The following is a 15,643-nucleotide window of genomic DNA, read 5'->3' as shown; positions in this document are numbered from 1 at the left end:
GCTCACCGCCTGCGGCGGCGCTCGGCCTCCTCCAGGGCGGCGGTGAGCGCCGGCAGGACGCCGGGCGTGCTCAGCGGGCGCTTGGAGGTGCTCAGGCGCGCCAGCGCCTCGGTGCACAGCTCCTCGACGGAGGACCACTCGGGGCTGGTGGCGCGGACCTCGGCCATGAGCGCGGTCAGCTCGCGCGGGTGGATCTCCTCGATGGAGCCCACGTGGTCCAGGGCGCCGCGCCGGTAGGAGGCGGGCACCAGGGCCGCGTCGCGCGTGCGCCACACGAAGTCGCGCTCGTCGATGTAGGCGAAGTCGTCGCCCAGGATCCGGCGGATCCGCTCCTCGCGCGACGGGTCGTCGCCGTCGCCCAGGGCGCGGCTCATGGTGGTCACGAGCCGGTGGCGGGTCAGCGGGGACTCGACGTCGCAGATGGCCCGGGCGATCTCGATGAGCCGGGCCCTGGCCCCGGGGTCGGACTCGGCGCGGTCGAGCAGTCCCGCGTCCAGCTCCCCCTCCGGCTGCCACTCGCGGTAGTCGCCGGGCCTGGTCAGCGCGCCGTCGGGGCCCGTCCCCGCCGCCGCGCCGGGCCCGCCGGCGGCGGCCCCCGGCGAGGGCGGCTGGGCGCGGACGGCGTCGACGAGCCGGGCGACGACGGCGCCGGGGTCGGCCACCCACTCGGGCATCCACACCCGCTCCACGCACCGCCAGCCCATGGTGGCCAGGACGTCGGCCGGCATGAGGTCGCGCTCGGTCACGCCGCCGCGCCGGTTCCACCCGGGCCCGTCCAGGAGGACGGCGACGGCGGGGGCCTCGGGGCGCTCCGGATCCCCCTGGGCGGCGAGCACGAGGTCGATCTCGAAGGCGGAGTGGCCCACGCCGACCCTGACCTCCAGCCCGGCGTCGCGCAGGGCCTCGGCGATCTCGTTGCGGTGCAGGTCGGTGGCGCTGCGGGAGGCCGGCAGCGCCCGGGGCGAGCGGCGGTCGCGGGCCTGCTCCAGGTAGGCGCGCAGGTCCCGCAGCCCCCGGTGCGCCGAGCGCTCGGCGTGCAGGTCCTCCGGGTCGAAGCTGGAGAACACCACGATCTGGCGCCGCGCCCGGGTGATGGCCACATTGAGCCAGCGCTCCCCGCCCTCCTCGCTCAGGGACCCGAAGTTCAGCGGCAGGTCGCCGCGCTCGTTGGCGGAGAAGGTCACCGAGAACAGGATGGTGTCGCGCTCCTCGCCCTGGACGTTCTCCAGGTCCCGCACGAACAGGCCGTCGCGGGTCTCCAGCGCCTCCAGGACCCGATCCGAGCCCGTCTGGCGCAGGAGGTCCTCGATGAGGTCGCGCTGGCGGGTGTTGAAGGCGACCACGCCGATGGAGGGCAGCGCCTGCGGCGAGGCCTCGAAGCGCCGCAGCACCTCGGCGACGACCGCGTCGGCCTCGACCGGGTTGGTGTTGGGCACGACCTCCGGGTGCTCCTCGCGCAGGTCCGCCCCGTAGTACCTGCCGTCCACGCGCCGCAGCGAGATGCCGTGGCCGCCCGGGCCGTCGTCGGGCCCGGCGGCGAGCGCGATGGGGCTGGGGAAGGACAGCAGGGCGCCGTCGTAGTAGTGCTTGTTGGCGAAGGCGATGAGGGACTCCACCCGGCTGCGGTAGTGCCAGGTCAGGCCGCGCCGGGCGACCCCGGCGTCCAGGCACCGGTCCAGGATCGAGTCGCGCTCCTGGGCGGCCGTGACCGCCGGCTCCCCGCCCCCGGTCCTGGGCACGGGGGGCATCTGCTGGGGGTCGCCGACGACGACCACGGTCTGCCCCCGGCCCATGGGCCCCACGGCGTCGGGCACCGTGATCTGGGAGGCCTCGTCGAACACGACGATGTCGACGTAGCGGCTCCTGACGGGCAGGAAGCGGGCCACCGAGTCGGGCGAGACCAGGATGCAGGGGGTGATGGCGGTCACCAGGTCCCCGTAGGTCCCCATGAGGTCCCGGATGCTCAGGTTCCCCTTGCGGCGGCTGATGGCCTCGCGCAGCTCCTCGGCGCGCTCCCCGGCCTCGTCCAGGACGTGGTCGCGGCGGGCGACGACGACGCCGAGCAGCTCGCCGGTCAGCGCCGTGCGCAGGCGCCCCAGGGCGTTGCGGTAGTCGCGCAGCAGGTCGTTGTACCAGGCGACGTCGAAGGAGGCCAGCCCGGTGTCGCGGGCCCGGGCCTCGAAGACCTCGCGCGCCCGCTCCAGCTCGGCCGGGTCGCCCTCGCGGGCCCCGACGAGCGCCTGGCGGGCCCGGTAGTAGGAGGGGGTTTCGCCGTCCTGGTTGTGCAGCCCCTCGCGGTAGCGCTCCAGGTGCCCGCGCAGCTCGCCCAGGCGGGCGCGCAGCCCGGCCGCCTCGGCGGCGTCGAAGTCCGGAACGCGCAGCGCCAGCGCCCGGCTGAGGGCCTTGCGGACCTCGGGTGGGTTCATGCCGTTGTCGTGGAGGTTGAGCAGCAGGTCCCCGATGCCCGCCTCCTCGCGCAGGCGCCGGGCCACGACGTCGAGCGCCGAGGCCTTCTCCGCCACGAACATGACCGTGCGCCCCGTGGCCAGCGCCCGGAACACCAGGTTGGCCACCGTCTGCGACTTGCCCGTCCCCGGGGGGCCCTCCACCACCAGGCTGCGGCCCTCCACCGCGTCGGCCACCACCCGCGCCTGGGCGGCGTCGGCCATCAGCGGCAGGTTCTGGGCGATGGCGTCGACGTCGGAGTCGGCGTCGAGGGGGCCGGCCGGGTCGGCGAAGGGGGCTCCCGACTCGTCCAGGAGGTGGGCGACCAGGGGGTTGTCGGCGATGGTGCGCCAGTCGTCCTCCAGGTCCCGCCACATGCGGTAGGTGGAGAAGCGGAACAGGCCCAGGTGGACGCTCGCCTCGACGGCGTCGTCCCGGCCGCTGGACCCGATCCGGGCGCGCAGGGCGGCCAGGGTGGCCTCGACGTCCACGCCGTGCTCGTCGCGCACGGGCTCGCGCAGCTCGACCAGGTCGACGCCGGTGTCCGCCTCGTAGCGGGCCAGCAGGGAGAAGTTCGGGGTGGGGGCCCCGTCCTTGTCCACGGCGATCGCGAAGATGTCGCCGCCGCGGTCGAGCGTGACGGGGATGAGGATGAGCGGGGAGTGCAGGCGCCGCCCGTCGGAGCTCCACGTCAGGGTGCCCACGGCCAGGTAGAGGTTGTTCGCCCCCGTCTCCTCGATAACGGTGCGGGCCGTGACGGTCATCGACTGCAGGTGCCGCACGAACTCCGCCTCGTCCACGGTCAGGCGGACCCGCCGCTGCTCGTCCAGCAGGGCGGCCCGCTCCTCGGGGGCGGCGTCGCCGGCGGGCAGGAGGGTGATGACGTCGCCGGAGCTGACCATGTCCTCGAAGCCGGGGACCAGCTCGGGGGCCACCTCCATCTCCACGGCGTGGGCGCAGGCGCGGTCGATGAGCGGGTTGCGCAGGGACAGGTCGAGCAGGCTCCGCTTCCAGGCCTCCACGCGCCCGGGCGCCCCGGAGTCCCCGCCGGACTCGGCCCGGTCCCGCGGGGCGTCCGTCACGAGCGGGGCCGGCGGCGCCTCGAGGGGGCCGGCCGGTCCGGCGTCGAGCTCGACGACGAGCCCGTCCTCGTCGCGGCTCAGCTCGGGCTGCGGGCTCACGCCCGCGGTGCGGGCGGTGCCCAGGGGGACGATGAGGACGACGCCGCGCACCGCCTCCAGGGCCCGGCCGCGCTCGGCGTCGTCGAGCTCGTGCAGGTGCACGACGTCGCTGCGCGCCGCCCGGGCCGGGTCGATCAGGCCCATCCGGCCGCCCCCGATGAGGTCGACGGCCTCCTGCGGGGAGGTGGGGTGGACGTCGGAGCCGTCGCGGCCGTAGGCGATGAGGGCCGTGTCGGGGGTGAGCATGAGGGTGGCGGGCACGCCCAGGCGCTCCAGCACGCCGGCCAGGAGCACGGCGACCTCGAGGGTGGTGCCCTCGCCCGCCTCCAGGAGGTCCTCGGCGGTGCGCACCAGGTGGGGCACGGCCCGCCACGCCCCCTCCGTGGGGTTGACGCGCAGCGCGCGCCGGCGCAGCGCCGAGGCGGCCGCGCCCACGAGGGCGTCGGCCCGCTCGGCGCCGGGGGCGCCCTCCTGGGCGTCGGCGGAGCCGGACAGTCCCAGCGCCTCCGCGGCCAGGGCCTCGACGGCGGGCTGCTCGGGCTGGACGAAGGTGGCCAGGGCGGCGCCGGCCCAGCGCTCGCCGCCCACGAACTTCCACTGCCGCGGGGAGAGCACGGTCAGCCCCAGGAACCGGCGCACCGTGGTGCGGCCGTCGGCGGCGCGCAGCTCGACGCGCACGTGGGCGGAGCCGGACTGGGCCACCTGCGCGAGGCTGGTGCGGTTGAGGGTCAGCTTGCGGCTGACGCTCATCTCGGCGCGCGAGGTGTCCCAGCTGAGGTTCCAGGGCTCGACGACCTCGCGCCCGCCGCCGTCCTCGACGACGGTGAGGGTCACGTCGACGGTGCCCAGCCCGGGCTCGGCGACCCCGGCGGCCAGGGTCAGGCGCATGGAGGCGGTGGGCCTGGCCCCGGTGACGGCGTGGGCGTAGCCGAACACGGGGACGTACCTGACCTCGACGCCGACGGCGTCGAAGGGATCGGAGGCGGGGGCGCGGCCGCCGTCGACGGAGCCGGCGAGCTCGGCCAGCTCCTCCTGACCCTCCTGGGCCTGGATCAGGTTCAGGATCTCGCCGACGGCCTGCAGGGCCGCCCGCGTGCGGCGCGCGTCGAAGGGCCGGCCGGCGAGCGCGTCGTCGCGGAAGCGGCGCACCTGCAGCAGCGCGGCCTGCAGTCCCTCGGGCAGGTCGAGGAGGCCGCCCTCGCCGGCGCCGTGGGAGGCCAGGATGCGGATCTGGGTGGACAGGTCGGCCAGGTCGGGGACCTCCGGGGCGGGCTCATTGCCCTCCAGGAGTGCGCGCAGGGTCTCAGGGGTGCAGTGATCGCCGAGAGCGGAACGCAGATAGCGCTCCAGCTGAGCGGGCAGGATGCCGAGGAGACCTCGCAGGACGAGGTCGCGGTTGTCAAGCTTCATAGTGGCACTAAATGGGGGTCGGGGGCGGCACTTACCTCAAGCCTAGACCGGGGCGGACGCGGTCCTGAGGACGGCCGCGGCTGGGCGCAGCGGACCGATGCCCGAAGATTACAACCCGATCTCCCCCGAAGTCGCGGAGGCGGCTCACAGATCCACGGAGGCCCCGGTCACGTGCGCCCCCGATCCGACCTTCGACCCGGGCCGGGCCGGGTCCCGGATCGGTCTTCGATTCGGGCCCCGGCCCGGGCCCGTCACGCCTCGTCCCCGGCCTCGACCTCCCTCAGGGCGGCGGTGAGCGCCGTCAGGACGCCGCGGGCGCTCAGCCTGCGCCTGCGCGCGCTCAGGCGCGCCAGCGCCTTGGTGCACAGCTCCGTGGAGGAGCACTCGGGATGGTTCGCGCGGACCTCGGTCATGAGCGCGACCAGCTCGCGCGGGTGGATCTCCTCGATGGAGTCCACGTGGTCCAGGGCGCCGCGCCGGTAGGACACCGGCAGCAGCGAGGCGTCGTAGGTGCGCCACACGAAGTCGTGCTCGTCGATGTAGGCGAAGGATCCCCCCAGGACCTTGCGGATCCGCTCCTCCCGCGAGGCGGCGGTGCGCGACAGGCCGAAGGCGCGGCAGATCTTGACGATGAGCCGGTGGCGGGTCAGCGGGGCCTCGACGTCGCAGATGGCCCGGGCCATCTCGATCACCTCGGCCCTGGCCCCGGGGTCGGTCTCGGCGCGGTCGAGGATGTCGCGCGGGTGCACGCCCTCGGGGGACCACGAGCGGTAGTCGACCGGGCCGTCCGGCGCGTCAGAACCGTCCGGCGCGTCAGAACCGTCCGGCGCGGCAGGGCCGTCCGGCGCGTCAGAACCGTCCGGCGCGTCCCGTTCCGCGGTCGGGTCGGAGCGCGGGGCGGGCCGGATGGCGGACGCGGGGCCGGGACCGGCATCGGCGGCGGTATCGACGTCGGGCGCCCGGGTCGCCCCGATCGCCGCCGCCGCGGGCGTCTCAGCCGCCGCCCCGGGGGCTTCGGCCGCCGCCGCGGGCGCGGCGGCCCGGGTCGCCTCCTCGGCCATCGCTCCGTCCGCCGCCCCGGCCGGGACGGGCGGCGCGGCCGCGGCGGACGGCTCGGGGCGGGGGCGCCGCGCGGGCTCCCCGCCAGCGGCCGCCACCAGCCGGGCGACGACGGCGTCGGGGGCGGCCGCCCACTCGGGCATCCACACCCGCTCCACGCACCGCCAGCCCATGTCGGCCAGGACGTCGGCCGGCAGCAGGTCCCGGTCCATCACGCTGCGGCGCCGGTTCCACCCGGGCCCGTCCAGGAGGACGGCGACGGCGCGGTCAGCCCGCCCCGGGACGGTGAGCACGAGGTCGATCTCGAAGGCGGAGCGGCCCACGCCGACCCTGACCTCCAGCCCGGCGTCGCGCAGGGCCTCGGCGATCTCGTTGCGGTGCAGGTCCACGGGGCTGCGGGAGGCCGGCAGCGCCCGGGGCACCCGCCGGGCGCGCGCCTGCTCCAGGTAGGCGCGCAGGTCCTTCAGCCCCCGGTGGGACGAGCGCTCGGCGTGCAGGTCCTCCGGGTCGAAGCTGGAGAACACCACGATCTGGCGCCGCGCCCGCGTGATGGCCACATTGAACCGGCGATGGCCGCCGGCGTGGCCCAGGGACCCGAAGCTCAGCGGCATATCGCCGCGCTCGTTGACGGAGAAGGTGAGGGAGAACAGGATCGTGTCGCGCTCCTCGCCCTGGACGTTCTCCAGGTTCCTCACGAACAGGCCGTCGCGCGCCCCCAGGGCCGCGATCACGCGAGCCGGCCCCTTCCTCCTCAGCTCGGCCTCGATGAGGTCGCGCTGGCGGGCGTTGAAGGTGACCACGCCGATGGAGGGCACCGAATCCGGCGAGGCCTCGAAGCGCCGCAGCACCTCGTCGACGACCTGACGGGCCTCGACCGGGTTGGTGTTGGCCTGGATCCCCGGGTACCTGACTCGCGCTCTCGACCCGTAGTACCTGCCGCCGTTCACGCGCCGCAGCGAGATGCCGTGGCCGCCCGGGCCGTCGTCGGGCCCGGTCAGCGCGACGGGGCCCGGGAAGGACAGCAGGGCGCCGTCGTAGTAGTGCCTGTTGGAGAAGGCGATGAGGGACTCCACCCGGCTGCGGTAGTGCCAGGTCAGGCGGTGGCGGGTCACGTCGGCGTCCAGGCACCGGTCCAGGATCGAGTCCTGCTCACCGCCGCGCGCGCCCTCCAGGTCCCCGCCGGCGCCGGACGGGACGGCCGGCGGCATCTGCCGGATGTCGCCGACGACGACGGTGGAGCGGCCCCGCCCCATGGCCCCCACGGCGTCGGGCACCGTGATCTGGGAGGCCTCGTCGAACACGACGATGTCGACGTAGCGGCGGTGGGCCGGGAAGAAGCGGGCCACCGAGTCGGGCGAGACCAGGACGCAGGGGGTGATGGCGGTCACCAGGTCCCCGTAGGCGTCCATGATCCCGCGGATGTCGCTGCCCCTGCGGCGGTCGAGCTCGTGGCGCAGTCTGTCGGCGCGCGGCCCGGCCCCGTCCAGGACGTGATCGCGGCGGGCGAGGACGACGTCGAGCAGCTCGTCGGTCAGCGCCGTGCGCAGGCGCTCCAGGGCGTCGCGGTAGTCGTGCAGCAGCTCGGCGTGACGGGACGGGTCGAAGGCGTTCAGCCCGGTGTCGCGGGCCCGGGCCTCGAAGACCTCGCGCGCCCGCTCCAGCTCGGCCGGGTCGCCCTCGCGGGCCCCGACGAGCGCCTGGCGGGCCTCGTAGTAGGACGGGCCCTCGGCCCCCGGCGCGTGCAGGCCCTCCCGGTAGGCCCCCAAGTGCCCGCGCAGTCCGGCCAGGCGTCCGCGCAGTCCGGCCAGGCGGGCGCGCAGCTCGGCCGCCTCGGCGGCGTCGGAGCCCGGCGCGCGCAGCTCGAGCGCGCGGCGCAGCGCCCTGCGGACCTCGGGGGGCTTCATGCCGTTGTCGTGGAGGTTGAGCAGCAGGTCCCCGATGCCCGCCTCCTCGCGCAGGCGCCGGGCCACGACGTCGAGCGCCGAGGCCTTCTCCGCCACGAACATGACCGTGCGCCCGCTGGCCAGGGCCCGGAAGATGAGGTTGGCCACCGTCTGCGACTTGCCCGTCCCCGGGGGGCCCTCCACCACCAGGCTGCGGCCCTCCACCGCGTCGGCCACCACCCGCGCCTGGGCGGCGTCGGCCTTCAAGGGCAGGTTCTCGACGACCTCGTCGATGGCGACCGGGGCGGACGGCGCCACGCCCGCCGGGTCGGCGAAGGGGGCGCTCGGATCGCCCAGGAGGTGGGCGACCAGCGGGTTCTCGACGATGGTGCGCCAGTCGTCCTCCAGGTCCCGCCACATGCGGTAGGTGGAGAAGCGGAACAGGCCCAGGTGGACGCTCGCCTTGACGTCGTCGTCCCGCTTGTGGGTCCTCAGTCTGGCGCGCACGCGCCTGAGCGTGGCCTCGATGTCAATGCCGTGCTCGTCGCGCACGGGCTTGCGCAGCTCGACCAGGTCGACGCCGGTGTCCGCCTCGTAGCGGGCCAGCAGGGAGCGGTTGGGCGTGGAGGCGCCGGCCTCGTCCAGCCCGACCACGTAGGCGTCCCCGTCCCCCTCCCGCACCAGCGTGACGGGGATGAGGATGAGCGGGGAGTGCAGGCGCCGCCCGTCGGTGCGCCAGACCAGGGAGCCCACGGCCAGGTAGAGGTTGTTGGCCCCCGTCTCCTCCAGGGTCGTGCGGGCGGAGGCGGCCAGGGCCGGCAGGCGCCGCTGGTAGTCCCGGGCGGCGAGGTCGACGCCGACGATCCGCTCCTCGGTCAGCATCGCGGTGCGGGACTTGGAGCCGCCGGGCGTGCGGGGGCCGGCGCCGCGCGAGACCAGGGTCACCAGCTCGCGGGAGTTGATGATGTCCTCGAACCGGCCGATGAGCGTGGACGGGACGAGCAGCTCGACGGCGTTGCGCGGGGTGCAGTCGATGAGCGGGTTGCGCAGGGACAGGTCGAGCAGGCTCCGCTTCCACTCCTCGATGGTCGGGTGCGTCGGGGCGTCGGGCGCCCCGGCGGCCGGCCACCGGGCGTCGGGGGGCGGGGCCGCGGTGATCGGGCGGCAGACGTCGGCGTCGGGGGCGGGCAGCTCGACGACGTCGCCGTCCTCGTCGAGCTCCAGCAGGGGCTGGGGGGACGCGCCCCGGCCCCTGGCGGTGCGGATCGGCACCGCCAGGACGAGGTCGGACAGATCCTTCAGGGCCAGGGCGCGCACCCGGCCGGTCAGCTCGTGGAGGGCCGCGGCCGACCTGCGCAGCGCGAGCTCGGGGTAGACCAGTCCCAGGGTCCCGTCGCGGGCGAGCTCGGCGGCCTCCTGCGGCGAGGCCGGGATCCGCTCGGCGTCCTCCTCGTCGCGCCAGTAGCCCAGGAGGGCGGTCTTGGGGGTGAGCAGGAGGACGGCGGGCACGCCCAGGCGCTCCAGGGCGCCGGCCAGGAGCACGACGACGTCGAGGGTGGTGCCGGTGCGCGCGCTGAGGAGCTCGGCGCCGGTGCGCACCGAGTGCGGTCCGCGGTCCCAGGCGCTGCCGACGGCCTCGATCTGCGGGCGGCGCCGTCGCAGGGCGGCGCACGCCGCCGCGACGAGGGCGTCCAGCCAGGCGGCGTCCCCGCCCGCGTCCCGGTCCGCGTTCTCGCCCGCGCCCGAGTCCCCGACCCGGCCCGCGCCCTCGCCCACGAGCCCGAGGGCCTCGGAGACGAGGGCCTCGACGGCGTCCTGGCCGGGCTGGACGAAGGTGGCCAGAGCGGCGCCGGCCCAGCGCTCGCCCCCGGCGAGCCGCCACTGGCGCGGGGGCAGCACGGTGGGGCCCGGGAACCGGCGCACCGTCGTCGCACCGTCGTCGCCGCGCAGCTCGATGCGCACGTAGGTGGAGCCGGGCCGGGCCACCTGGAGCAGGGCGGCGCGGTCCAGGACGAGGGCGCGGGTCTCGTTCAGCTCCGGGGCGGAGGCCCGCCAGGTCAGGCGCCAGGGCTCGGTGATCTCGTGCATGCCGTCGTCCTCGATAATGGTCAGGACCACCTCGATGGGGCGCGGGTCGGAGGAGGCCCGGTCCCGGGACAGGCGGATGGACACGGCGGGCCGGACGCCCGCGACGGCGTGGGCGTAGCTGACGACGCCGATGCGCTCGAGCTCGCCGCCGACCTTGACGCGGACGGCGTCCAGCGGGTCGCGGCGGGGGCCCCGGCCGCCGTCGACGGCGCGGATGAGCCCGCGCAGCTCGGCGTGGCCGGACTCGGCGCCGATGATCCGGAGGGTCTCGCCGACGGCGTCGAGGGCGGCCAGGACCCGGTCGGCGGACAGGGAGTCGGCGCGGACCGCCTCGTCGCGGAAGAGCTGCACCTCCTCGAGCGCGGCCGTCAGGCCCTGGGGCGGGGGCGGGAGGCGCCCGTCGACGTCGCGGGCGGTCAGGATGCGGATCTGGGTGGACAGGTCGGCCAGGTCGGGGTCGGGGACCTCCGGCGCCGTGCCGTCGGCGGTCAGGAGGCGGCGCAGCTCCTCGGGGGAGGTGCGCTCGCCCAGGACGGAGCGGGTGTAGCGCTCCAGCCGGGGCGGCAGGATTTCGAGGAGCCCTTTCAGGGCGAGATTGCGGTTGTCGAGCTTCATGAGGCCATCGAGTGAGGGATGCGGGATGCGGGTGCCCCGCTCCTCGGGGGCGCCGGTGGGGGGCCGGCGCGACGTCGGAGGGCGGCCGTAGTGGGGCGGACGCGGCCGACAACCAGGGTACAGCCTCCACGCGACGGCGTTGCCAGAATGCGCCATCCGCGTCCCGGGCGGGCCGGGGCCCGGGGCCGATCGGGCGAGTAGGCTTGCCGGGCCCGGACGGCGCCGGCGGGCCGGAGGCCGGGGGGGCGGAGGCGCCAGCGGGCCAGGATCTGGCCCGCCGTCCGTCTGAGCCCCGCCTCCGCCGCCGACCGCATCCCTGGGTCCTTCACCCGCGCTGGATCCTTCGCCGTCGCGCCGACCCCCGGGGGAGTCGAATTGGTGATGTCACCTCAGCTCGCATCGCGCCAGGTGGGCTCGCGAGAATCGAGCGCAGGTGGATTCCGTCGCGCTGGGCTCGCACGGCGCGAGGTGGGGCGGATTCTGTTGCGCTGAGCTCGCATTACGCAAGCCGGGTCCGGGTCCGCGCCGGCTCGTAGGCGACCGCACCGACCCGGGAGGCGTCACAGATCCGGCACCGGTCCCCGCCCCGTGGGTGCGCCGAACCGTCTGCTACGCCTCTTTTCCTCCGCTACGCCCTTTCACCCTCCGCTACGCTCCTTTTTCCCGTACAGCAGAGGGTGCAGAGGCGTAGTGAAGAGAAAAAAGCGTAGCAGAGGGGGAGAGGCGGGGCGCGTCTCTCATTGAGCCTTTCTCACCGGGTCGCCGGAGATGTTCCGGAGCGGGACCTGCGCCGCGGTCCGCAACGACCTCGACTGACCCCTTCCTCGTCGAGACGTGCACTTTGCACTCGAGAATGACGGTTGGAACTGCATGTTCGAGTGCGAAGTGCACGTCTCGACGTCAGGGGGTGGCGTCCAGGGGCCGTCGTCGCGACCCGTGCCGCCCATCCCGGAGTCCATGGCGGCGCAGTTTGTCCAAATCTGTTGCAAAGGCCCCGATCGCGCCAGGACGCTGAAGAAGAATCGTTGATATTCCGCAGTTCTTATCGCGGCCGATCCCGGTCCGGGGCGCCTTTGCAACAGATTTGGACACGCCCCCGACCCGGACCGCCACAGGAGTCCCACCAGCACCACCCCGGGCGAGTCAGGCCGCGTACAACAGAGGCCCGCCCGCGCGGCGCCCCACCCGCGCCATTATGACGCTCCTGGCCAGTCCGGGGACCTTCCTGGTGAGAAAGGCTCAACGTGAACTGAGGTGACATCACCGAATCGACTCCCCCGGGGCCGGCGCGACGGAGGGACCCGGCGCGGATGAGAATCCCAGCCAGGGAACTCGGCATGCCGGTCGCCGAACTCAGATATATTCGAAGCACACCCGCCAGCGCCCCAGGAGACGAGACTCATGCTGCTGCCGACCGAGGAAATTGACCCCGACCAGGCCCTGCTGAGCGTGGGCGCCACCCTCATCTCGCTGCTCGAGGCGCCGGCGACGGTCTCGGACCTGTGGGAACGGTTCCGTCAACACACCCGGCGCACGGGCTGTCACGCGAGGGTCACCTTCGACTGGTTCGCGCTGGCCCTGTCCATGCTGTTCACCCTCCAGGTCGTCAGGTGGAATGATGATCAAGAACTGGAGCGCTGCCATGCTCCTGCGTGAGGCAGAAGCCTCGACAAGAGATCGCGGCGCCCCGATCTCGATAATCACGCATTCAGAGCAGCGCTGGAGCTGGACGGCGGCTGCGCCGCATTCGTCTGACGGCCGGACTCGGCGTCATTGCTCCCGGCTCTCCCGCCCGGCGGGCGCGGGCCAATGACATTGCGGCGCCCGGCCGCCCTTTGCGGGGCGCCCCGCCCGGTGGGCGCGCGGGCCCACGCCGATGGAGGTTACGGCAATCTGGGCGGCAGTCCCCCGCCCGGTGGGCGCGCGGGTCCACGGTTGCCCGGTCCGGTTACCGGCCCGGCTTCCCTCCCCGCCAGGCAGGCCCCCACCGGCTGCTGGCTCCCGGCTGCCGCTCACCGGCGTCGGCGCACGATCTGGGCGATGAGTTCGCGGCTGCAGCCCAGGGCCCGGGCCAGCGCGGTGTAGGACCAGCGCTCCGGCTCGGCCCGTCGGAGCCTGTCGATGATCTCGTCGCGCTCGGCCCGGTAGCGCGCGGCCTCGGCGTCGGCCGCCAGGGCCTTGGCATGCAGCTCGGCGGCGCGCGCCGCCAGTGGGTCGGACGAGCCCGCGGTCCGGTCCGGGTGCGCATGAGAGGGGTCGGACGAGCCCGAGGCGCGGACATGTCGGGCCGGACCGGCGGCACTGGCGGGATCAGCCCCGTCGCCCCCGCCGGCCGCGCGAGCGGCATGAGGGGGGTGGGCGCCACTTCCCCGGGCGCCCGCCCCCCTCATGCGCACCCGGCGCAGCGGGTCAGAGGCCACGCGCGAACCCCGTGATGAGGCCGGGCACCGCGGCGTCGAAGCCGACGACGTCGAGCATGCCCGCATCGTCCGGGTCGGCGATGGAGAAGCCCGTCGACGTCATGGCCACCACGATGAGCCGGGCGTCGATGCCGCTGCGCTCCCGGTAGCGGCGCAGCGCCTGATGCGGGTGGATCTTGCCGGCCCAGGTCTCGTTGTCGGTGTAGATCACGAAGGCGTCGACCTCCAGGCCCTGCTCGGCGGCGTAGAGCATAGGCAGGGCGCAGTCCGTACCGCCGAAGGGCGTGGCGTCCACCACGGCCAGGGCGTCGTCGAGGCGACGGCGCGGCGAGATGCCCAGGGGCACCAGGCCGTCGAAGCCCCGGCCCCGACCCCGACCGACGGACGAGGAGAAGGCGTAGGCCGCCGCGCCCGGCTCGGTGGCCAGCTGCACCAGGGTCAGGGCCGCCGACGCCTCGCGGGCGGTGATCGCCATGCCCGAGGCCGGGAACCTCATGGACCCGGAGACGTCCACGGCCAGCATGAGGCGCTTGCCCGCGGGCTCGACGGCGCCGAAGGCCGCGTAGAAGGCCGCGTCCAGGGCGTCGGCGACCCGCGCCGTCGGCTCCCAGGTCGCGGTGCCGCGGTAGGAGGCGCCCGAGGCGTAGGTGCGCTGGGCGACCAGCACGTTGACGGGGTGGACGCGCGCGGCCCGCAGGCGGCCCGAGTCGGTCAACTGCGCGCAGACCTCGTCGGTGCGCCCGCCCATGGCGGGCAGCAGGCCCAGGCGGGTCAGGCGCGGCAGCTGGCGCATGAGCGCGGTCATGGGCACTCCGACGTCGAGCAGGGCCTCCCACACGGCTGGCTCGCTCAGGGCGGCGTCGGGCAGCATCTCCCAGGTCAGGCGGTAGTCGCGCACGAGCCGCGACCAGGCGCGGGCGCCGTCGGCCTCCTGGGCCTTGATGAAGCCCTCGATGAGGGAGGGGACGGCCTCGCCGACCGTGCCGTGGGCGATCCAGTCGAAGGTGGCGCGCACGGCCCGCTCGTCAGTGCGCGGGTGCGCCAGGCGCAGCAGGTCGCGGTGCGTCCAGCCCCCGCGCTGGCGGTACTTGACCGCCTGGTAGGCGAGCCGATCGACCGGGCGGGCGGTGTACCAGGAGCCGACGGCGCGGCGCAGGCCCCGCCCCCAGCCGCGGAACTGCTCGACGTACTCGGCGAAGGTCAGCAGGTGCGATCCGGTGCGGGCGACCTTCGGCAGCGCCTCCAGGGCGGCTTCGCGGGTCTGCGGCACCGAGGCGGCGTGGGCCAGGGCGAACAGGGCGGGGTTTTGCTTGGGCGCCGCGCCGCTGGTCGAGACCTCGACGATCGTGTCCACCAGGGTGCGCGGGTCGGCGGCGGCCATCCGCTCCAGGACCTTGGCGTTGTCAATGGCCAGCGTCTGCGCGTTCGTGTAGTAGGTGCCGCCGTCCGCGCCCAGGATGAGGAAGCGGCGCAGGCGCGCGGCGTCGTCGAGGGCGAAGACGTAGCCGCCGGCGGAGTTGGGCACCTGGCCGGCACTGGCCCGCCGGTGCTGCGGCGTCTCCCGGGTGCCGATGCTGCGCAAGATGTCCATGCCTCTCCCTTCGGGTGTCTTCTGCCTACGACTGATGGTCGGCGGGCGCGCACGAATGGGGCCGGTGAGCCCCGCCGTCCGGCGGGGGATCGGTCGTGCCGCCCGCAACGATGGCCGACCGGCTTCGGCGTCGCCGACGGCGCCGCGCGCGAGTGCCGAGCGAGCGCCTGCCGAGATGTCTGCGCGGATGCCGGAGCGGGCGTGTGATGGCCTCCGGACCTCCGGTGAAGGAGGGTTTCTGAACCAAAATCAGGGTAACCGAAGAGCCTCCGGCCCGTTCGCGGCATCCGCGCAGGTCGGCTCGCGCCGACACCCAGGAGTGTAGACCCCTACATACCCGCGGCGCAAGGCGCCCGGGAGGAATGAGTGGCGTGTCGCCGGTCACAGCACCAGTCCGGCGAGCCAGGACCCAAGCAGAGCGATCTGACCCGCTCTTCGGCGGAATATCACTGCTCATAGTCAGAGTTCAGCGGCATCGCCGCCACCGGCTTCGCCGAGACCCTGGTCCTGGCCGATCAGGCCGGGGCTTCGGCGTCCGTGTCGTCGGGATCGGGCGGCGGGTCGAGCAGGGCCTCGGCGTCCTCATCGCGTCCGACGGCGCGATAGGCGGCTGCGAGGTTGTCCCTGAAGATTCTGGTGTGGGGGTGGTCGGGGCCCAGGATGCGCAGGGCCTCGGTCAGGTTCTGCTCATACAGGTCGATGGCCTGGTCGAGTCTGCCCGCGGACCGGTAGACGTGGGCGAGGTTGTTGCGGAAGGTGAGGGTGTCGGGGTGGTCGGGCCCCAGCACGCGCAGGGCCTCGGCCAGGGTCCGCTCGAGCAGGCCGCCGGCCTCATCGAGCCTGCCCGCGGACTCGTAGGTGACGGCGAGGCCGCCCCGCGAGGTGAGGGTGTCGGGGTGGTCGGGTCCCAGGACGCGCTCGCGGTCGGCCAGGTTCCGCTCGAACAGGCCG

Annotated in this window: 6 protein-coding genes; 1 reads left to right on the top strand and 5 read right to left on the bottom strand. The window is 74.7% G+C overall.

Going from position 1 to position 15,643, the window contains the following annotated elements; translation table 11 throughout:
* Nucleotides 1-2 precede the first annotated feature (2 nt).
* Both G446_RS16460 and G446_RS20935 read right to left on the bottom strand, forming a co-directional pair.
* A complete protein-coding gene (locus G446_RS16460) occupies nucleotides 3-5,036 on the bottom strand; it encodes a DUF4011 domain-containing protein (protein ID WP_245574621.1) in 5,034 nt (1,677 codons plus the stop codon).
* Nucleotides 5,037-5,287: 251 nt separating this feature from the next.
* The gene (locus G446_RS20935) at nucleotides 5,288-10,681 is read right to left on the bottom strand and encodes a DUF3320 domain-containing protein (RefSeq protein ID WP_245574620.1); all 5,394 of its coding nucleotides are present in this window, start codon (nucleotides 10,679-10,681) and stop codon (nucleotides 5,288-5,290) included.
* A gap of 1,401 nt (nucleotides 10,682-12,082) precedes the next feature.
* On the opposite strand from G446_RS20935, the gene G446_RS0106935 reads away from it, so the two are divergent.
* The gene (locus tag G446_RS0106935; RefSeq protein ID WP_026409619.1) at nucleotides 12,083-12,337 is read left to right on the top strand and encodes an ABC-three component system middle component 6; all 255 of its coding nucleotides are present in this window, start codon (nucleotides 12,083-12,085) and stop codon (nucleotides 12,335-12,337) included.
* A 356-nt stretch (nucleotides 12,338-12,693) separates the two neighbouring features.
* On the opposite strand, the gene G446_RS20930 is transcribed toward G446_RS0106935, so the two are convergent.
* The 3 genes from G446_RS20930 to G446_RS16450 form a co-directional block, all read right to left on the bottom strand.
* A complete protein-coding gene (locus G446_RS20930) occupies nucleotides 12,694-13,101 on the bottom strand; it encodes a hypothetical protein (protein WP_245574619.1) in 408 nt (135 codons plus the stop codon).
* The gene (locus G446_RS0106925) at nucleotides 13,091-14,692 is read right to left on the bottom strand and encodes a TROVE domain-containing protein (protein ID WP_026409617.1); all 1,602 of its coding nucleotides are present in this window, start codon (nucleotides 14,690-14,692) and stop codon (nucleotides 13,091-13,093) included. The genes G446_RS20930 and G446_RS0106925 overlap by 11 nt, the downstream gene beginning before the upstream one ends.
* Nucleotides 14,693-15,207: 515 nt before the next feature.
* Nucleotides 15,208-15,643 (bottom strand): tetratricopeptide repeat protein (locus G446_RS16450; RefSeq protein WP_034469536.1); only part of this gene is annotated, 436 nt, incomplete at its 5' end.

Origin of the sequence: Actinomyces dentalis DSM 19115 (assembly GCF_000429225.1) — a bacterium.
Classification (GTDB): domain Bacteria; phylum Actinomycetota; class Actinomycetes; order Actinomycetales; family Actinomycetaceae; genus Actinomyces; species Actinomyces dentalis.
Note: the sequence above shows the minus strand (reverse complement) of the source record. Positions and strands in the feature narration are given on the sequence as shown.

Bases quoted from the DNA above. Each gene is read 5' to 3' on its own strand.
- G446_RS16460 (WP_245574621.1), bottom strand. From the start codon at position 5,036: ATGAAGCTTGACAACCGCGACCTCGTCCTGCGAGGTCTCCTCGGCATC.
- G446_RS0106935 (WP_026409619.1), top strand. From the start codon at position 12,083: ATGCTGCTGCCGACCGAGGAAATTGACCCCGACCAGGCCCTGCTGAGC.
- G446_RS20935 (WP_245574620.1), bottom strand. From the start codon at position 10,681: ATGAAGCTCGACAACCGCAATCTCGCCCTGAAAGGGCTCCTCGAAATC.
- G446_RS0106925 (WP_026409617.1), bottom strand. From the start codon at position 14,692: ATGGACATCTTGCGCAGCATCGGCACCCGGGAGACGCCGCAGCACCGG.